Below are 20,462 nucleotides of genomic sequence, written 5' to 3'. Positions count from 1 at the left end.
GATTAGCTCAGAGCTTAAACGATTAAGATTCAACCTAAATGATTAACAAGTAATCTCTTAGAAATCTAAGTTTGCATAGACTGCATTGTCTTCGATAAAGCGTCTACGGTTTTCAACGACGTCACCCATTAACATTTCAAATGTTTGGTCGGCATCTATCGCATCTTCAAGTTTTACTTGTAACATCATACGATTTTCAGGGTTCATTGTAGTTTCCCATAATTGGTCGGCATTCATTTCTCCTAAACCTTTATAACGGGCAATTTGCCATTTAGGTGTCGGATTTAATTCTGATTTCAATTTATCTAATTCACGGTCGTTAAAGACGTAATATTTTTGTTTACCTTGAGTTAACTTGAATAATGGTGGTTGAGCGATATAGACATATCCCGCTTCGATAAGTGGACGCATGAAACGATAGAAGAATGTTAATAACAATGTTCTAATATGCGCACCATCGACATCGGCATCGGTCATAATCACGATTTTATGATAACGTGCTTTAGAAATGTCGAATTCGCCACCGATTCCAGTACCAAATGCAGTAATCATTTGGCGAATCTCGTTGTTGTTTAGAATACGATCTAAACGTGCTTTTTCAACATTTAAGATTTTACCTCTTAACGGTAAAATGGCTTGTGTTCTAGAGTCACGGCCTTCTTTTGTAGATCCCCCGGCAGAGTCACCCTCTACGATAAAGATTTCACTTTCTTCAGGGTTTTTACTAGAGCAGTCTGCAAGCTTACCAGGTAAACTTGAGATTTCTAACGCTGATTTACGACGTGTTACTTCACGCGCTTTTTTAGCCGCTACACGCGCACGTGAGGCCATCATCCCTTTTTCCACGACGATTCTTGCTACACTAGGATTCTCATATAAGAAACGTTCGAAGTACTCTGCGAACAGTTTATCCACGATTTGACGGACTTCAGAGTTACCTAGTTTTGTTTTAGTTTGTCCTTCGAATTGAGGGTCACCGTGTTTGATTGATACAACAGCTGTTAAGCCTTCACGTGTATCTTCACCAGATAATCTATCTTTCTCGTCTTTGATGATTTTACTTTGAGTGCCATAGCTGTTTAACACACGTGTTAATGCACGTTTGAAACCATCTTCATGCGTACCGCCTTCATATGTATGAATGTTGTTCGCATAAGACAATAGGTTTGTCGCATAGCCGCCGTTATATTGCATAGCAATTTCAATTTCTACATCATCTTTAGTTTGATGAATATAGATTGGGTCTTCGTGAATCGGCTCTTTATTCTCATTAAGTAATTCAACGTAAGATTTAATACCACCTTCATAGTGATACGTATCTTCACGTTGTTCTTCACCGTCTTCACGTTCATCTCTTAACGTGATTGAAATACCTTTATTTAAGAATGCTAGCTCTCTGATACGTTTTTGAAGTGTTTCATAGTTATAAACTGTTGTCTCTGTGAAAATTTCACTGTCAGCTTTAAAACGAATCACTGTACCTGTTTTATCTGTGCTACCTACTTCTTTAAGATCAAATTGAGGTAAACCTCTTTTATATGCTTGATGATAAATCGTTTCGTTACGGTGGACATAAACCTCTAAATCTTCAGATAGGGCGTTAACTACTGATGAACCTACACCGTGTAGACCACCAGAAACTTTATATCCGCCACCGCCGAATTTACCACCGGCATGAAGTACTGTTAAGATAACCTCAACTGCTGGACGACCCATTTTCTCCTGAATATCAACAGGAATTCCACGACCATTGTCAGTTACCTTAATCCAGTTATCTTTTTCAATAATGACTTCGATTTGATCAGCGTAGCCGGCAAGGGCTTCATCAATACTGTTATCGACAATTTCCCATACTAAATGGTGCAATCCTCTCTCTGAGGTTGACCCAATATACATCCCAGGTCTTTTACGTACCGCTTCCAGGCCTTCTAATACCTGTATCTGTCCAGCACCATAATTATCCGTGTTGTTTACATCTGACAATGTATTCACCATCACTTTCTATTACTTAATAATTTCACCTTGATTAATTCGATAGAGCTTAGCATTATTCATAATTTCATGATCTATGCCGTCTACTGAAGTCGTCGTTACAAACGTTTGTACTTTATGTTGAATCGTACTTAATAAATGCGTCTGACGAGAATCATCAAGCTCGCTAAGTACATCATCTAGCAGCAAGATTGGATATTCTCCTACTTCAATATTCATTAATTCGATTTCTGCTAATTTAATAGATAGTGCAGTCGTCCGTTGTTGCCCTTGTGAACCATATGTTTGGGCATCCATCTCATTGACGTTAAAACCTAAGTCGTCTCTATGTGGCCCGTACAAACATACGCCTCTATCCATTTCACGTTGAATATTGTCATTTAACAAGGTAATGACCTCGTCTAATAACTCACTCTTATCCTTATTCGTATCACTTAATTTAATGCTTGGTAAATATTTCAGTGACAACGTTTCACGCTCATTCGTAATTCCTGCATGAATCGGCTTAGCTAACGACTCTAGCTCTTTAATAAAATGCTCACGTCTTAACGTCACGTTCAGTGCATATTGCGCAAATTGTTGGTTTAAGACTTCTAACATTGTCGTATCTGTTTTATGACCAAACTGTAATTGCTTTAAATAATTATTCTTTTGTTTAAGTATACGTTGATATTGAGCTAAATCATTTAAATAAACCGCAGAAATTTGACCTAATTCCATGTCAATGAAGCGTCTTCTAATCTGAGGAGAACCTTTAACAATATTTAAATCTTCTGGCGCAAAAAGAACCACGTTAAGATGTCCAACATACTGTGTTAGTCGACTTTGTTCTAAGTGGTTCACTTTTACTTGTTTACCTTTTTTAGTTATAAACATCGTTAGTGGCATCGTACCGTGTCTATAACTTAGCTCACCCTCTATTTTAGCATACTCTGCATTAAATCGTATAAGCTCCTTGTCATTAGACGTACGATGGCTTTTAGCTAAAGCTAGCGTATAAATTGATTCAAGTAAATTTGTCTTCCCTTGGGCATTTTCACCGATAAGAATATTTACTTCAGGATGACAATCTAACGTAACATTCTCGTAGTTACGATAATTCTCTAATTGGAGTGTCTTAAGCTTCATTGTTCACCTTGGTGAATAATGATTACAGAATCAATTTCAGGAATATCAGGGAAATCAATTCGATCTTGGTCAGCTAGTTTTTTACCGCGGCGTGTTTCACGTTCACCATTAAGTAAGACTTCAAAATCCTGTAGGAACCATTTCGCCTGCCCACCTGATTCTATAATGCCTTCTGTTTTTAGAAATTGACCTAACGTGATTTCGCCATCAACTACAACTTCTTGAACCAAAATAATCACTCCGTTTCTTTATGTGTCATTAATATATTATACCTTTTTTGGGAGTAAATTTCATTTAAAATGGAATGCGAAACCGCTTACTTTATAATATATTTTCAATATTTCACTTTTTGGAGGAAAGAAGAAGCTATTTAGTCTATTTAAAGCTACTTTTTAGGTTTTGAAAATGAGGTCGCTATAAAGCACATGTGGTTGATAACTTAAATTTTTAATTTTAAGGGGTATTTTAGCTTATAAATTATTAAAACGTAACTTACCCACAGAATACTAACATTTACGTCTTATTGAATGGCTGAGAGGGCTTGTAAATGATTTTCAAGTAGAAATAAAAAAGACCATGACATCGTCTTAATTGAAATGCCAAGGTCTTAAACAGAAAATATTGTTTTATTCCTAATATGTTCTGATTGGTAAAATTAATTGTGTGACTGAATCGTCATCTTTAGGTTTTAAAATAAATGGTTTCATTGTACCGAAGAATTCAACTTCGACTTCATCGTTATCAATGGCTTTCAAGGCATCCATCATGTAGCGAGAGTTGAATGAAATCTTCAAGTTGCCACCTTCAACATCAGTTGCTGTAACTTCTTCTTTTACAGTACCAATTTCAGGAGATGTTGAAGATAATTCCACGATATCGTTACCAGTACTTAATTTAATCACGTTATTACCACCTTCACGTGCAAGTAATGATGCACGATCAATCGCATGGTAGAATTCGCCATTATTTATTCCTAATTTAATTTCATAATTCTCTGGGAATAAACGAGTTGTATCTGGATAATGTCCTTCTAATAAGCGTGAGATAAAGTTTACATTACCAACTTTGAATAGCACTTGGTTTGAAGCGAAGAAGATATCAATCTCTTCGTCATTGTCACTCATAATTTTATTTAATTCAGATAATGCTTTACCTGGAATAATGACATTTTTATTTTCAGAGTCATCTTCTAATTTTAATTTTCTTACAGCCAAGCGGTGTGAATCGGTCGCAGTGCATATTAATTCATTATCTTGTATAAGCCAGTTGACACCAGTTAATACTGGGCGTGTTTCTGAGGTGGACACTGCAAAATTTGTTTGCGCAATGATATTTTTTAATACTTTTACTGATAATTGAATTGCGTCATCACGTGATACTTGAGGTAGTAATGGATATTGATCTGGATCTAATCCACTTAAGTTAAATTCAGAATGACCTGATGTAATTAGTGTTTGGAACTGTTCATTCGTTGATAATTTCACATCTTTACCTGGTAATTTTTTAATAATATCTACAAAGAAACGACCAGGAAGTACTACTGAACCTGTTTCAGCAATAGTAACAATATCTTCTCCATCGATTTGTTTAGGGATTGTGATCTCAATTGAGATTTCAGAATCTGAACCAGTAAGAATCACTTCATTATCTTTAGCATCAATTTTGATGCCTGTTAAAATTGGTAAAGTTGTTCTTGGTGAGATGGCTTTTAATGTATCGTTTAATTGATTGATAAAATAATCTCTTCTAATTGTAAATTCCATCATTAATTTAAACTCCTTCCAGTCGTTTATATATAATTATATAGGTTTTAATTTCATAGTAATAGTAGTAGGTCCTGTGGATTAGTGGATATGTCGAAAAAATCCAGATATGGCAAAGTTATACACATGTGGATAAACTGTTGATGCTGTGTATTACTTTTAAACATTATCCACAATTACGTTAAATATGATTTTGACGACTTAACTTCTTTTGAGTCTAAAATTAAGCTCAATTTTCCACTATTTTTATTTCCCACTTTAATAAGATGTAATCTGTTATACAACAGTTAATCAATTTATAAGCATTTTAACTATTGATTACTTATTTCTTTCTCTAAATCTTCTACTTCCTGTTTAAAGATACTGTCTGCTTTAATATCATTTGCGATTTTTTCATGAGCATGAATAACCGTAGTATGGTCGCGACCTCCGAATTCTTCACCAATCTTAGGAAGTGAGAAATCAGTAAGCTCTCTAGATAAATACATTGCTATTTGACGTGGATAAGCAATTGATTTAGTACGCTTCTTAGCACTAAAGTCTTCAATACGCACGTTATAGTAATGTCCAACCACTTTTTGAATATCTTGAATGGTAATTTTTTTAGATTTAGGAACTTGAATAATATCTTTAAGTGCTTCCGCTGCTAACTCAGTTGTAATAGGTCTGCCTTGAAGTTTTGAATAAGCGAGTAGACGCGTTAAGGCACCTTCTAATTCACGAATGTTTGATTGGATTTGATTCGCAATATAATTAAGCGCTTCTGCAGGAATTTCTAGATTCTCTTCTTCGATTTTCTTTTGCAAAATTGCCATACGTGTTTCATAGTCAGGTGGCGTGATGTCAACGATTAAGCCCCATTCAAAGCGTGAGCGTAAACGATCTTCTAGTTTGGAAATTTCTTTTGGTGGACGATCACTTGAAATAACGATTTGTTTCTTATTTTGATGTAGTTCATTGAATGTATGGAAGAATTCTTCTTGAGTTTGTTCTTTATTTTGAATAAATTGAATGTCATCAATTAATAGGACATCAATATTTCTATACTTCTCTCTAAATGCTTCAGGTTCATTGTTACGAATAGACTTAATGAAATCATTAGTGAATTTCTCACTTGATGTATATAGCACTTTGGCATTAGGTTGATTGCTTAACACGTGGTGACCAATTGCATGCATTAGATGCGTCTTACCTAAACCAACGCCACCATAAATAAATAATGGATTGTAAGCTTGAGCCGGCGCTTCAGCGACAGCTAGACTTGCTGCATGTGGGAAGCGGTTGCCAGGTCCAATAACGAAAGTATCGAATGTATTATGTGTGTTGAATTGATCAGTGCCTTCGTGGTGATCTTCGATGATATGTGGCTGTGGTTTGTTGGCATTATTAGGTTTACGACTTGTTTCATCTAATTCAGCTAATTGCTCTGCCGTTAAGAATGTGGGATCAACTTCATAACCGATAATATCTTTCATGATTGTTTGTATGACTTCTTTATAATTAGAATTTAGCCAATCAGCGTAAAATTCATGGATTACAAAGATATATGCTATATTGTTACGAATTTCTTTAAGCTCTGTATCTTTTAAAAACGTATTAAAAGTAGTTCGTGAAATTTCTGATTCAGCAACTTCTAATACTTTTTTCCAAATTTCTTGTTCTGACATATATAAACTCCATCTTTCTATAAATTTAAGACTTATACACAGAATTTTGACCCAGTGGATAAAAATAATCACAGCATGTTAATAATTATCCACAAGTTAATAACATTCGGTGGATAACTTTATTTATGCTATGATTTATTCACACTATCGATACATACAAAATCAATAAATAAATCCTATAAAAATAACGAGTTAGACGACTTATCCACATAATTATACTTTTTAACCGAGATAGATGTCAAATGGGTGTGAATATGTTGTTAAATCAGGTATAATGTTGTGAACATTGCAATGATTATCCACAGTATTTCAGATCTTATATGTGAATAAGTGGATAATTTTTCCGTAAATTCTTGAAAATTTAAAAATGTACTATAACAGCTCTGGGAAATAATTTATAAACTATGTATCAGAAATGAATAAAACGTCGTTATAACAAGAAAGTGAAAATGTATAAATATTAAAAAGAGCTTTGTTTACTTTTTAAATAAAATCATGCGTTCAATTGAAAAGCTGCTTGCTTTATAAATGGTAATTTGTTATATTGTAGTAGTTGCTTGAATTATGACTAGATAAAATTTAATTAAATCAAGAATTCTGATATCAGAAAGTATAATTTATCTATTAAAATAATCAGGTTCATTAGAATTGCTAATGATCTGGATAAATATGTAGATGGAGGTGTTTTGCATGGTAAAACGTACTTATCAACCAAATAAACGTAAACATAGTAAAGTTCATGGTTTCAGAAAACGCATGAGCACTAAAAATGGCCGTAAAGTTTTAGCGCGTCGTCGTCGTAAAGGCCGTAAAGTTTTATCAGCATAAGATCACTGACTTCTCAGTGGTCTTTTTTTTCGTTTGAATGACGATTAAAGGCTAGATAATAGAAAATAATTAATATAGAACTTAGAATTCCGTTCTACCCCCATAGATAATTTAAATAGATAAATAAATGTAGAGAATAATATAAGCGAGTGATGTGAGCGTGGAGAAGGCATACCGTATTAAAAAGAATAGTGATTTCCAAACCATTTATAAAAAGGGGAAATCAGTAGCTAATAGACAATTTGTAGTTTATACCTACAATAGTAATAATGAACATTTTCGCTTAGGAATTAGTGTTTCTAAAAAGTTAGGTAACGCAGTGACGAGAAATAAAATTAAACGTGCGATTAGAGAGAATTTTAAAGTGCATAAACAAGATATTATCGCACGAGATATTGTTGTTATCGCTAGGCATCCTGCAAAAAATATGACAACGCTTGAAATTCAGGGCAGCTTAGAACATGTGTTAAAAATTGCGAAGGTATTTAATAAAAAGATTAAATAAATAAGATTTTAAGACATACGTCAGTCTTACATCAGACAAACCGGAGTCTTACCTACGCTATTTTAAATCAAGATATTCGCAATTTTAAAAGAAAAAAATTACAATATTATAATGAAAATTTACTTGAATAAGGAGGCGAGGGTAATCATGGATTTTGATACTATAACGAGTATTTCAACGCCAATGGGTGAAGGTGCAATTGGTATAGTCCGTTTATCTGGACCACAAGCAATAGAAATTGGAGACAAGCTATATAAAGGAAAGAAAAAATTAGAAGATGTAGACTCTCATACCATTAACTATGGCCATATTATAGATCCGGAAACGAACGAAGTAGTCGAAGAAGTAATGATTTCAGTCTTACGTGCGCCAAGAACATTCACACGTGAAGATATTATTGAAATTAACTGCCATGGCGGTATTCTAACAATTAATCGTATTTTAGAACTTACAATGACACACGGGGCGAGAGTAGCCGAGCCAGGTGAATATACTAAACGTGCTTTCTTAAATGGACGTATCGATTTATCTCAAGCTGAAGCGGTTATGGACTTTATCCGTTCTAAAACTGATCGTGCTTCAAAAGTGGCAATGAATCAAATCGAAGGACGTTTAAGCGATTTAATCAAACGTCAAAGACAATCGATTCTAGAAATTCTCGCCCAAGTAGAAGTAAACATTGATTATCCTGAATACGATGATGTTGAAGATGCGACGACAGAATTTTTACTCGAACAGTCTAAAAAGATTAAGAATGAAATTAATCTTCTATTAGAAACGGGTACACAAGGTAAAATTATGCGAGAAGGTCTTTCAACTGTTATCGTTGGTAAACCAAATGTTGGTAAATCATCTATGCTTAATAACCTTATTCAAGATAATAAAGCGATTGTTACTGAAGTTGCCGGAACGACACGTGACGTATTAGAAGAATATGTCAATGTGCGTGGCGTGCCATTACGACTTGTCGATACGGCAGGTATTCGTGACACAGAAGATATCGTCGAAAAGATTGGTGTCGAACGCTCACGTAAAGCATTAAGTGAAGCAGACTTAATCTTATTTGTACTAAATAACAATGAACCGTTAACACAAGAAGATCGTACGTTATACAAAGTCATTAAAAATGAAGATGCAATTGTTATCGTGAATAAAACCGATTTAGAACAAAAATTAGATATCGATGAAGTAAAAGAAATGATTGGCGACATGCCTTTAATTCAAACGTCTATGTTGACGCAATCTGGTATTGATCAATTAGAACTTCAAATTAGAGATTTATTCTTTGGTGGCGATGTGCAGAACCAAGATATGACGTATGTTTCTAATTCAAGACATATTTCATTATTAAAACAAGCTAGAAATGCTATTCAAGATGCGATTGATGCAGCTGAGTCTGGAATTCCAATGGACATGATCCAAATCGATTTAACACGCACATGGGAACTTCTAGGTGAAATCATTGGCGAATCAGCTAGTGATGAACTCATCGATCAACTATTTAGTCAATTCTGCTTAGGTAAATAGACGAGAAACACGTTAAATATAGAAAACAGTAAAGCATATTAAAAATTAAGACGGCGGTTAGTCTTAATTGTCATTTATAAAGTTAGGAAAGCATGAAGGAGGTAACTAAGGTGGTTCAAGAATATGATGTAATCGTCATTGGAGCAGGGCATGCTGGTATTGAAGCAGGTTTAGCATCAGCTAGACGTGGCGCTAAAACGTTAATGTTAACGATTAATTTAGACAATATCGCATTTATGCCATGTAATCCATCAGTAGGTGGCCCGGCTAAAGGGATTGTAGTACGTGAAATTGATGCTTTAGGTGGCCAAATGGCGAAAGCGATTGATAAAACGCATATTCAAATGCGTATGTTGAACACAGGTAAAGGCCCTGCAGTACGTGCGTTACGTGCACAAGCAGATAAAGTCCTTTATCAACAAGAAATGAAACGTGTTATTGAAGATGAAGAGAATTTAGATATCATGCAAGGTATGGTAGATGAATTAATTATAGAAGATAATGAAGTTAAAGGTGTACGTACAAATATTGGTACGGAATACCGTTCACAAGCAGTTGTTATTACGACTGGTACATTTTTACGTGGCGAAATTATTTTAGGTAATATGAAATACTCAAGTGGTCCAAACCACCAACTCCCATCTATCACATTAGCTGATAATTTAAGAGAACTTGGTTTCGAGGTTGTACGTTTCAAAACAGGTACGCCACCACGTGTCAACGCGAAAACGATTGACTACTCTAAAACAGAAATTCAACCTGGCGATGATGTAGGTCGTGCATTTAGTTTCGAAACAACTGAGTATATTTTAGATCAACTTCCTTGTTGGTTAACATATACTAACGATAAAACGCACCAAGTAATTGATGATAACTTACATCTTTCTGCGATGTATTCAGGAATGATTAAAGGTACAGGGCCACGTTATTGTCCATCAATTGAAGATAAATTCGTGCGTTTCAACGATAAGCCTAGACACCAACTTTTCCTAGAGCCAGAAGGTCGTCATACTAATGAAGTGTACGTTCAAGGTTTATCTACAAGCTTGCCTGAGCACGTGCAACGTCAAATGTTGGAAACGATTCCTGGTCTTGAAAAGGCGGACATGATGCGTGCAGGTTATGCCATTGAATATGATGCGATTGTGCCAACGCAATTATGGCCAACGCTAGAAACTAAAGCGATTAAGAATTTATATACTGCTGGTCAAATTAATGGTACGTCAGGATATGAAGAAGCGGCTGGTCAAGGTATTATGGCTGGTATCAATGCAGCAGGTAAAGTATTAGGCACAGGCGAAAAAATCTTAAGCCGTTCAGATGCGTATATCGGTGTGTTAATTGATGACTTAGTAACTAAAGGTACAAATGAACCTTATCGTCTTCTAACATCTCGTGCCGAATATAGACTATTATTACGTCACGATAATGCCGATTTACGTTTAACTGATCTTGGTTATGAATTAGGCATGATTAGCGAAGAACGTTATGCGCGTTTTAATGAAAAACGTCAACAAATTCAAGACGAAATTCAACGTTTAACGGATACACGTATTAAACCGAATGACCATACACAATCTGTTATTGAAGCAAATGGTGGTTCACGATTAAAAGATGGTATCTTAGCGATTGATTTATTACGTCGTCCTGAAATGACATATGATACAATTTTAGAAATATTAGAAGAAGACCATCATTTACCAGAAGCGGTTGAAGAACAAGTCGAAATTCAAACGAAATACGAAGGTTATATCAATAAATCATTGCAACAAGTTGAAAAAGTGAAACGTATGGAAGAGAAGAAAATTCCAGAAGACTTGGATTACAGCAAAGTGGATAGCTTAGCAACTGAAGCACGTGAAAAATTAGCCGAAGTTAAACCGCTAAACATTGCACAAGCTTCACGTATTTCCGGTGTAAATCCAGCAGATATTTCAATCTTACTTGTATATTTAGAACAAGGTAAATTACAAAGGGTGGAAAGATAATGAATGGAGCAGAATGGCTAGCTGAGAAATTAAGTGAACATGGAATTGAATTAACAGATAAACAAAAAGAACAATTCCAAACTTATTATAAGTTGCTTGTTGAATGGAATGAAAAAATGAATTTAACAAGTATTACAGAAGAACATGAAGTTTATCTCAAACATTTCTATGATTCAATCGCACCAAGCTTTTATTATGATTTTGACCAACCATTAACACTCTGCGATATAGGCGCAGGTGCTGGATTTCCAAGTATTCCGTTGAAAATCGTTTTTCCAGAATTAAAAGTAACGATTGTAGATTCTCTAAACAAACGTATTCAGTTTCTTAATCATTTAGCAGCTGAACTTGGATTAACGCAAGTGAGTTTCATCCACGACCGTGCCGAAACGTTTGGTAAAGGCCCATACAGAGAAACTTACGATGTAGTGACTGCACGTGCCGTAGCGCGATTAACGGTATTAAGTGAATTATGTCTTCCTTTAGTTAGAAAAGGAGGCCATTTCATCGCATTGAAGTCTTCAAAAGGAGAAGAAGAATTAAATGAAGCGCAATTTGGGATTGGTATATTAGGTGGCGTCTTTAGCGATTCTTATACATTCGATTTACCTGAAGATGCTGGCGAAAGACAAATGATTATTATCGATAAACGTCGCCAAACCTCTAAAAAGTATCCTAGAAAGCCCGGTACGCCTAACAAATCTCCTTTAATAGAAAATTAATAGCAATGACATGTTAAAATTAATTTTAAGAGGAGTGAATGGATAATGAAAAAACCTTTTTCAAAATTATTTGGATTAAAGAATAAAGATGACATCGTTGGATACATTGAAGAAGATCGCAATTCAAGTGTTGAATCCATTCAAATAGAGCGTATCGTTCCAAACCGTTATCAACCAAGACAGGTATTTGATTCAAGTAAGATTAATGAACTAGCAGAATCTATTGAAGAACATGGTTTATTACAACCTATCGTGGTTCGTCCGATTGAAGAAAATATGTATGAAATTATCGCTGGGGAGCGTCGATTTAGAGCGCTTCAATCACTGCATAAAGCACAGGCAGATGTCATTATTCGCCATATGGATGATGAACAAACTGCGGTAGTCGCATTGATTGAAAACATTCAACGTGAGAACTTATCGGCTGTTGAAGAAGCGGAAGCTTATAAAAAGTTACTTGAAATTGGAGAAACGACACAAAGTGAGCTCGCTAAAAGCCTTGGTAAAAGCCAAAGTTTTATTGCGAATAAATTACGTTTACTTAAGTTAGCACCTAAGGTTATTACGCGTTTAAGAGAAGGCAAGGTTACTGAACGTCACGCACGTGCCGTGTTGTCTCTTGAACATGAAGATCAAGAAGAACTTATTGAGCAAGTGATTAGCCAGAAGTTAAATGTAAAACAAACTGAAGCACGTGTTAAACAAAAAACAGGACCTGAAAAAGTAAAAGCTCAAACCTTCCAATTCTCGAAAGATATAACTCAAGCGAGAGATGAAGTAGGTAAGAGTATTCAAGCAATTGAAGATTCAGGTATACATGTAGAACATAATGATAAAGATCATGATGATTATTATGAAATTAAGATAAAAATTTATAAAAAGTAAATGATTTTAGATAAGATTCAAGTTAAGAGTGTCACGCTTTTAATTTGAATCTTTTTTTATGACAATAAAAGTTTATAAAGAAATTTGAAAATTATTAATATTTCATTAGTTGTTTACAATATAAAGGTTTGGGCTTACAATATTACTAAACGAAACGTATCGTTTAATAATTAGTGAAGAAGGTTTTGTAAGTGTTCGGAATATCAATCTCAAGTGCTATTCTTCATTTCGTTATGGGAGGTTTTGCAGTAGCATTTGCTTCGATTATGTCTGAAAAAGTAGGCGGTAAAATGGGAGGTATTATTGCGACACTGCCGGCAGTCTACCTTGCAGCAATTATCGCTTTAGCTATAGATCATCGTGGAAACCAACTCGTCCAAATGTCTATTCATCTTAGTGCAGGCGCAATTATTGGAATAATATCTTGTATCATCACAGTTTTTTTAACATCAATTTATATTAGTAAACGAGATTATAAACAAGGGACAATCTTTGCCTTAGTTTGTTGGTTAGTTATTTCAATTGCTATTTTTGCAGTCAGACACATTTATTAATATTTGGAGGCATTTTCAATGAAATTAGCGTTAATTAAATTTCTTGTGGGTGGGTTAGCAGTTACACTAAGTTATATTATTTCGGTAGTTTTACCTTGGAAAGAATTGGGTGGCGTATTTGCGACGTTACCTGCAGTGTTTTTAGTATCATTATTTATAACAGGTATGCAACACGGTAATGTCATTGCTAAACACGTCAGTAGAGGCGCAGTGTTTGGTATGACCGGAGTGTTATTTAGTATTTTAGCTACGTGGGGGATGCTATACTATACAAACCAATGGTTGTTAAGTATTGTCGTTGGCTTTATAGTATGGTTTGTAAGTGCAGTGATCATTTTCGAAATGGTCGAACTGATTTCGCATTTAAGAAGGGGAAAACATGGCTGGAAGACCGAAAGATCCAACAATCAATCATAAAATATTCAATGAACTCGGCAAATTATTAGAAACGACACATTTTAGAGAGATTACGATTGACCAAATCTCTGAAAATACTGGCGTGTCAAAAGCTACTATTTATCGAAGATGGAAAGATAAATCTTCAATCATTGTCGATATGTTTACTGAACAAACGCAGATTAAAGTTTCTGAGGATAATAGTTTATATCAAGCGTTGTTGACTTATTTAACTAAAGTGATGGAAGTATATCAAACTAATTTAGGTAGAGCAGTCATCGAAATTTTAATTAGTAATCAACAAACGGAAGCAAAATCACTATTTATGGATAAGTATTTTATATATCATCGACAGACGTTAAAATCGATTATTAATCAGTATATTGAGGAGAATGAACAAGATTTATTTATAGATTTAGTATTTTCTCCAATCTATTTCAATATACTTATCAAACCACAAGCGTTAAATAAAGCATATATAGAGCGTTTATTAAAAATCATACTAGAAGCATATAAAGTAAGATAAATTGTTATAAAGACCTAAGGGGGCGAAAGCTCATCTTAGGTCTTTTAATATGCGTAAGTCTTTGTACAGAGTAATTGGGCAAGTGTATTTAAGATAATATAATTATTTCATATTAAATTTATAAAAATATATTAACGCTATTGATTTTATAAAAATTTTAAAGAATAATAATAATTAAGCTAGGCAAAAGTTTAATCGATTAATTGATAGGGTGAGAGATATGAAATTAAAATATTTACTTATACCAGGTATAGTAATGTCGTTATTATTAAGTGGTTGTGGTCCTAAAGATGGGCATACGACAACTAAAAATAAAGAAGAACATAAAGTAAAAACACCAGTCAAACAGAATAAAATTATAAAAAATAACCTTAATAATCACAATATAAAGCCAAAAAATGGTGTCACTAACAAAAAACCAGGCAAAATACTCAAAATATACAAAATACGTAAGATAATCAAGGTTTATAAAGTCAATAAAACACAAAAAGCACAAAACAAACAACACTCGTCTTCAAATAATATCAATCATGCAAGACATTCAAATTCCATAAACCATTCAAGACATTCAAATTCCATAAACCATTCAAGTCATACAAGCCACTCGAGCCATACAAGTCATATGAGTCATTCAAGCCATACTAAATAAGTGGAATAATCTTGCTTTAGGAAGTTCTTTGGATAAGAAAGCGGAACCCTATTACAATTTAAGGTTCCGCGTTATTTCGTTATTTATCTTTTTCTTCATAGCGTTTTAATGCATAACCGCCGCCAAGTAAGCCTACGGGCACCCCAATAAATGGAGTCACGATACTGCTTAAGATAAAGACGATTAAGACTAACATTAATCCATTGAACCAGTTTACTTTCAAGCTTAATAAATCCTCATAAGACGTTTTAATTAATTCTTTAATATTCATTTAGAACCATCCTCACGTTTGTTATATTGTTTATATTTTCAAAAATTAAATTCGTTATCTGCTTAAATTGAATGTCTAATAATACGATTTGCATGAACAAATGAAATGATGGCGAAGATGAGATAGACGAGTGAATATAACACCATCACGATAATAATCGGCGTTGAAGAAAACGCGCCTAGTAATTTCATAAAGGCCATCGCTGCAAATAACGCATGTAATAATGCAACGACTAACGGCAATCCAAAGTTGAAAAGAATCTTTAAAGCTAAACCTGGCATCATATCCGTATGCATAAAACCGAGACGTCTTAAAATACGATAATTGTTAATTTCATCCTCAGTTTCGTCCATTTGTTTAATATAAATGATACAACCAGCTGCGATTAAGAATGCCAAGCCTAAGAATGATGTTACAAACATTAGAATGCCGTTACTTTGGTCAAGCGTTTGCTTCATATTACGTTTCAATTCCACACCAGGACTTACTTTTTTAGCTAATGTTTCTGCTTTGTTTAGTTTTCCATGATCTTTAATATTGAATCCATAATGATGTGTTAACTGATCTTGTGATTTTAAAGCATTATAATTTTCAGGACTGATTTTAAGCACGGGACCGCCCATAGAAACGGTCATTGGAATCACTTCATTAGCATTTTTCTTATCCACATGGAACGTCTTTTCCTGGCTGCCTTGAAGCGTAATATCTTTATGAAGGTGAATATCAACTATCCCACTTAGAGGACCTTGCAGATTAGTAAGTGTCGCATGATTACCTGTCACATTTTTATCAGCCATAATTGTCATACCAGCCGACTGCATTGTTTTACCTGTTTTAGCTTTTAATACTTCATTTTTCTTAATCGCTGTATTTGAATTTTCATAGGTCGTTAAATCATAATTAATATGATGTTGATCTAATAATTTTTCATACTTTTGTGCCGACTTTTCCTTAGTAAAGTTAATATCCTGAGGCGTTGACGCTTGTAATGAAAAATCAGTATTCGACTTACTAATAGCGCCAAAACATAGAATCGTCACAGTTACTGCAGAAATTACCGCAATGACCGTTAACGACATCGCATTTTTCTTCATACGATGCATAATTGATGACGTAAATACCACATCTGTAATAGAAACCCGCCCATGTTTAGACTTTTTTAGAGATTTAAAAATGATAGATACCGAACTTCTAAAGAATAAATACGCACCCACCACCGTTAAAAATAGAATAAGAAACGGCGATATCAGAATCATTGTTAACCACTCAAACTTGCCAAACATCTCAGTAGAAATATAATAACCTAACACAATCATCACAACGCCCGAAACCCCTGCAATCAACTCCACAGGCGTAATTCTCGCTCTCGTCGCCTCAGATTTCGCATTATCCTTCATCATTGATAAGATTGTTCTTCTTTTTAGGAAAAGGAAGTTCTGAAACATTATCAACATAAACGCTAGGACCAACATGAAGATGGTTTGGAACAATGCAGGCAACTCAAATCCAATTGACACGTGTATTGAGAGATGCATCATCTTCACTAATATATTAAGTAAAATTTCCGAGCCTACAATACCAACTAGAATACCGATAATGCCAGTGACTATAAAAAATGTCAGTTGTTCGATGGCCAACATTCTTAAAATATTGCCACGCGTTAACCCGATAAGTTGAAATAACGCAAACTCACGCGTTCTACGTTTTATAAATAAGTGATTCGCATACATTAAGAAAATGATAATCGTAATAAATAGAAATACAGCACCCACTTTAGCACCTTGTCGAATGATTATTGGTGACTCGCCATTATTTAAACTATGAGTATACTGCAACGTTACAAAGCTAAAATATAAAACGATACTCAAAATTAATGAGAATAAGTAGAGTGCATAATTTTTAAAATTACTTTTTAAATTTTTAAGTGTAATCTGATTAAATGTCATTTGCGACACCACCTAAAGCCGACTGTAATTGAATAATTTCATCATAAAATTCACGTTTCGATTTATGTTGTTGATGAAGTTCTGAATAAATATTGCCATCTTTCAACATTATGACACGTTCCGAGAAACTTGCCGCTGAAGGATCATGCGTGACCATAATAATGGTGCTATTAAATTTCTTGTTCATTTCTTCCAGACGATTTAATAAATCTTGCGCACTTTTCGAATCTAATGCGCCGGTAGGTTCATCCGCAAAGATAATTGACGGTTTGTGTACGAACGCTCGGGCAGCGGCTGTACGTTGCTGTTGCCCACCTGAAATTTCACTAGGGTATTTATCGCTTAAGTCGTAAATACCAAGGGCTTTGGTTACTTCTTTATAGTTACGTTCCATCGTATCTTTATTGACTTTTTGCACTGATAACGGCAACATAATATTTTCTTTAACAGTTAGCGTCGGTAAAACGCTGTAATCTTGAAAGATAAAACCAAGTTCTTTTTTACGGAAGCGGGCGAGCTTCTTCTCAGATAGTTGATTTATAACGTTATCGCTCACTTCCACAGTCCCACCAGAAATACTATCAATTGAACTAATCACATTAAGGAGGGTAGTCTTACCTGACCCAGAAGGTCCCATAATTGCGACAAATTCTCCTTTTTTCACTGAAAAATTGATATCGTGTAAGGCTTTATATTTTTGTTTATTTCCGTATACTTTAGATAGATGATTTACATTTAAGATTGGCATATTGATTAACACTCCTTAAGTTATTTGATAGATGTTATTGCGTTTAGATAGGATGATTAATGTTTTAAATTGTGTGATTATAATATTTTTCAAGAGTTCCAAGATTATCACTCCTATGAGCTATTACATTTATAATTTTAAAAGGAGGGCGTCATTACTGCCTTTATCTAACCTTACAAAGTAACGGTTATTTCTTACGGATATGAAAGATTAGAAATGTTATAAGTCGTAAGATAAGTGAAACATAATTGAAAAGCATGTATGATAAAGTAGAGTATTGTATAAAAGATGATAGGCGGGGTTAAATTGAAAAAAGAAATCATTGAATGGGTTGTTTCCATTGCAGTCGCACTCTTAGTAGTCGGCATTGTAATGAAATTTATTGGAACGTCATATACAGTATCAGGTTCTTCTATGTATCCGACCTTCCAAGATAGAAATAAAGTTATCGTAAGTAAAATATCTAAAACATTGAATCATATCGATAATGGAGACGTAGTTGTTTTCCATGAAGACGCTGAACGTGACTTTATCAAACGTGTTATCGGAACACCTGGAGATAAAGTAGAGTATAAAAAAGATCAATTATATGTGAATGATAAAAAAGTATCTGAACCTTACTTAGACTACAATAAAAAACATAAACAAGGTGACTACTTAACAGGTTCATTAAAGACAAGCGATATTAACGGTGCTAACGGTAAAAATAAAATCCCTAAAGATAAATACTTAGTCATGGGAGATAACAGACAAAATAGTGTGGACAGCCGTGCACCTGAAGTTGGTTTAGTCGATAAAGACCAACTTGTAGGTAAAGTTGTACTAAGATATTGGCCATTTAACAAATGGAAAGCTGGATTCAATCCAGGCACATTTTAATATTGAGACAAAACCAAAACTGTTTAATGCGTAAGGGTGAGTGTTAAACAGTTTTTTTGATTATTATATATTATTTTTATAAAAATATGGTATTATATATTTAATTTACTGAATAGTCTGAAAATAAAGTGAGTATATTAATTAAGCAAAGCATGGTAAAACGTTCGATTACTTTTGAAGGCCTAAGATATTTATACTTAGTTTTATTTTGTAAGGGAGAAGATGTTATGGGTATAAAATCTATCAACTTATTAGCGTTTGATGTGATTTCTTCAATTAGATCGAAGATATTTAGCTTTGCATGCGCGTTTTACATTCTAAAACATACAAATAATCCTCTAATATATACAATTTATTTATCGTTAATCGTTCTATCAACCATCTTAAGTCAACCCCTCTTTGGCGTATGGGTAGATAAGTTTAATAATAAAAAATTAGTCATAGTAGCCCAAATAATAAATGTAATCTTTTTATCGATATTTATAGTAAAATTCAACTACATTTACATCATCATATTAGGCGTTATATTAAATTTAACAGACGGAATAATCGGTCTTATTGTGAATTCAAATATTAAAAATATATCTGAAAAAGATATGGCACGTTTTGTTTCAATTCGACAAACGTATACAGTAACAATTAGTTTTTTAGCACCTATTTTAGGTGGTATGCTTATAGCTATCCTAAAAATTGAATATTTAGCTCTTATAAACGTTATCACGGAATTATCGTCAATTTTTGTATTTTTATTTATCAAAATTGATAGATTAATAGAAAGTAAACGCAACAACAATAGCTTTTTAAAAGATATTAAAGTTGGTTGTTCATATTTAATCAAAAATAAAATACTACTCAATTTCATGCTTGTAGGCTTAATAATCAATTTTTTAGTTAACTCGATTGTAGTAGGGGTACCTATTATAGCAATTCAATCGATGAAATTATCGTCTCAACAATTTGGTTTTACCGAAGCTGGAATGACAATAGGAATGTTTATCGTGTCTTTAGGCTTATCAATACGACCGTTAAAACATAGACTGAAAGGGCCTTTTGAAATATCAGTAATACTTCAAGTTATTGCTTTATGGATACTAAGTTTATCAATATTTTTGAGTCTAACAGTAAACATGTCATTTATATTAATTACATTAGTCTATTTCATTGCGGGTTTATCATTACCTTTAGCCAATATACCGTATTCAATATACTTGCAAAATACTGTTGAAGAACAGTACAAAGGCAGAGTGTTCTCATTGAATCAATCCATCGCTCAATCGTTAATGCCTGTATCATTTTTAATATTCGGTTTTATATTAAAATATTCGCAAACTTTAACATACTTAATCGTCTCAATATTAATGTTAGTCGCCCTAGTTTACTTCGATAAAACCGTAAAAAAGGAAGATATTAAATTTTAATTCATAGTTTGGTTACTTATAAATTTATGTATAAAAAACGCTTAACAGGTGCATTTTCACATCTGTTAAG

The 20,462-nt window shown here is 33.8% G+C and carries 20 protein-coding genes; 12 read left to right on the top strand and 8 right to left on the bottom strand.

Translation table 11 applies throughout. The features are described 5' to 3' along the window. Positions 1–57: 57 nt before the first annotated feature. From gyrB to dnaA, 5 genes are all read right to left on the bottom strand, one after another. A complete protein-coding gene (gyrB, locus tag HS848_RS10180; RefSeq protein WP_198612236.1) occupies positions 58–1,995 on the bottom strand; it encodes a DNA topoisomerase (ATP-hydrolyzing) subunit B in 1,938 nt (645 codons plus the stop codon). A 9-nt stretch (positions 1,996–2,004) separates the two neighbouring features. Beyond that, positions 2,005–3,120 (bottom strand): DNA replication/repair protein RecF, encoded by a 1,116-nt coding sequence (gene recF / locus HS848_RS10175; protein ID WP_107507662.1) that lies wholly within the window; start codon positions 3,118–3,120, stop codon positions 2,005–2,007. Next, positions 3,117–3,359 carry a S4 domain-containing protein YaaA gene (gene yaaA / locus HS848_RS10170; RefSeq protein WP_174694333.1) on the bottom strand — a complete coding sequence of 81 codons (243 nt, stop codon included), beginning with the start codon at positions 3,357–3,359 and terminating at the stop codon, positions 3,117–3,119. The genes recF and yaaA overlap by 4 nt, the downstream gene beginning before the upstream one ends. A 393-nt stretch (positions 3,360–3,752) precedes the next feature. Beyond that, positions 3,753–4,886 (bottom strand): DNA polymerase III subunit beta, encoded by a 1,134-nt coding sequence (gene dnaN, locus HS848_RS10165; protein ID WP_198612235.1) that lies wholly within the window; start codon positions 4,884–4,886, stop codon positions 3,753–3,755. Between the two features lie 308 nt (positions 4,887–5,194). Then, complete coding sequence (gene dnaA / locus HS848_RS10160; protein WP_198612234.1) at positions 5,195–6,550, bottom strand: chromosomal replication initiator protein DnaA; 1,356 nt, start codon at positions 6,548–6,550, stop codon at positions 5,195–5,197. Positions 6,551–7,240: 690 nt separating this feature from the next. On the opposite strand from dnaA, the gene rpmH reads away from it, so the two are divergent. From rpmH to HS848_RS10110, 10 genes are all read left to right on the top strand, one after another. After that, positions 7,241–7,378: a 50S ribosomal protein L34 gene (gene rpmH / locus HS848_RS10155; protein ID WP_000240855.1), complete on the top strand. Its 138-nt coding sequence runs from the start codon at positions 7,241–7,243 to the stop codon at positions 7,376–7,378. Between the two features lie 154 nt (positions 7,379–7,532). Next, positions 7,533–7,883, top strand: coding sequence for a ribonuclease P protein component (gene rnpA, locus HS848_RS10150; protein ID WP_198612233.1), 351 nt, complete (start codon positions 7,533–7,535; stop codon positions 7,881–7,883). A gap of 147 nt (positions 7,884–8,030) precedes the next feature. Beyond that, a complete protein-coding gene (gene mnmE / locus HS848_RS10145) occupies positions 8,031–9,410 on the top strand; it encodes a tRNA uridine-5-carboxymethylaminomethyl(34) synthesis GTPase MnmE (RefSeq protein WP_198612232.1) in 1,380 nt (459 codons plus the stop codon). 110 nt (positions 9,411–9,520) lie between these two features. Continuing rightward, on the top strand, positions 9,521–11,398 hold the full coding sequence (gene mnmG / locus HS848_RS10140; protein ID WP_198612231.1) for a tRNA uridine-5-carboxymethylaminomethyl(34) synthesis enzyme MnmG: 1,878 nt from the start codon (positions 9,521–9,523) through the stop codon (positions 11,396–11,398). Beyond that, a complete protein-coding gene (rsmG, locus tag HS848_RS10135; protein ID WP_198612230.1) occupies positions 11,398–12,120 on the top strand; it encodes a 16S rRNA (guanine(527)-N(7))-methyltransferase RsmG in 723 nt (240 codons plus the stop codon). Before mnmG ends, rsmG begins: the two co-directional genes overlap by 1 nt. 45 nt (positions 12,121–12,165) lie before the next feature. Continuing rightward, positions 12,166–13,005, top strand: a complete 840-nt coding sequence (gene noc, locus HS848_RS10130) for a nucleoid occlusion protein (protein WP_107507669.1) — start codon at positions 12,166–12,168, stop codon at positions 13,003–13,005. A 191-nt stretch (positions 13,006–13,196) separates the two neighbouring features. After that, positions 13,197–13,559: a DUF3147 family protein gene (locus HS848_RS10125; protein ID WP_107507670.1), complete on the top strand. Its 363-nt coding sequence runs from the start codon at positions 13,197–13,199 to the stop codon at positions 13,557–13,559. 18 nt (positions 13,560–13,577) lie between these two features. Beyond that, positions 13,578–13,976, top strand: coding sequence for a DUF3147 family protein (locus HS848_RS10120; protein ID WP_103166491.1), 399 nt, complete (start codon positions 13,578–13,580; stop codon positions 13,974–13,976). Then, a complete protein-coding gene (locus HS848_RS10115) occupies positions 13,939–14,481 on the top strand; it encodes a TetR/AcrR family transcriptional regulator (RefSeq protein ID WP_107507672.1) in 543 nt (180 codons plus the stop codon). Before HS848_RS10120 ends, HS848_RS10115 begins: the two co-directional genes overlap by 38 nt. 220 nt (positions 14,482–14,701) lie before the next feature. Further along, a complete protein-coding gene (locus HS848_RS10110) occupies positions 14,702–15,130 on the top strand; it encodes a hypothetical protein (protein WP_198612229.1) in 429 nt (142 codons plus the stop codon). A gap of 79 nt (positions 15,131–15,209) precedes the next feature. Here HS848_RS10110 and HS848_RS10105 read toward each other — a convergent pair whose 3' ends face one another. The 3 genes from HS848_RS10105 to HS848_RS10095 form a co-directional block, all read right to left on the bottom strand. Next, the gene (locus HS848_RS10105; protein ID WP_107507674.1) at positions 15,210–15,401 is read right to left on the bottom strand and encodes a VraH family peptide resistance protein; all 192 of its coding nucleotides are present in this window, start codon (positions 15,399–15,401) and stop codon (positions 15,210–15,212) included. Between the two features lie 62 nt (positions 15,402–15,463). Beyond that, positions 15,464–17,347, bottom strand: a complete 1,884-nt coding sequence (locus HS848_RS10100; protein WP_198612228.1) for an ABC transporter permease — start codon at positions 17,345–17,347, stop codon at positions 15,464–15,466. Next, a complete protein-coding gene (locus HS848_RS10095) occupies positions 17,337–18,095 on the bottom strand; it encodes an ABC transporter ATP-binding protein (protein ID WP_198612227.1) in 759 nt (252 codons plus the stop codon). The genes HS848_RS10100 and HS848_RS10095 overlap by 11 nt, the downstream gene beginning before the upstream one ends. A 306-nt stretch (positions 18,096–18,401) precedes the next feature. Between HS848_RS10095 and lepB the strand changes: the two genes are divergently transcribed. Next, positions 18,402–18,974 (top strand): signal peptidase I, encoded by a 573-nt coding sequence (gene lepB, locus HS848_RS10090; protein WP_198612226.1) that lies wholly within the window; start codon positions 18,402–18,404, stop codon positions 18,972–18,974. A gap of 227 nt (positions 18,975–19,201) precedes the next feature. After that, entirely contained in the window at positions 19,202–20,392 is a 1,191-nt protein-coding gene (locus tag HS848_RS10085) for an MFS transporter (RefSeq protein ID WP_198612225.1), read from the top strand. The last annotated feature ends 70 nt before the right edge of the window (positions 20,393–20,462 follow it).

Source organism: Staphylococcus caledonicus, from assembly GCF_016238465.1.
GTDB classification, from domain to species: Bacteria; Bacillota; Bacilli; order Staphylococcales; family Staphylococcaceae; genus Staphylococcus; species Staphylococcus caledonicus.
Note: the sequence above shows the minus strand (reverse complement) of the source record. Positions and strands in the feature narration are given on the sequence as shown.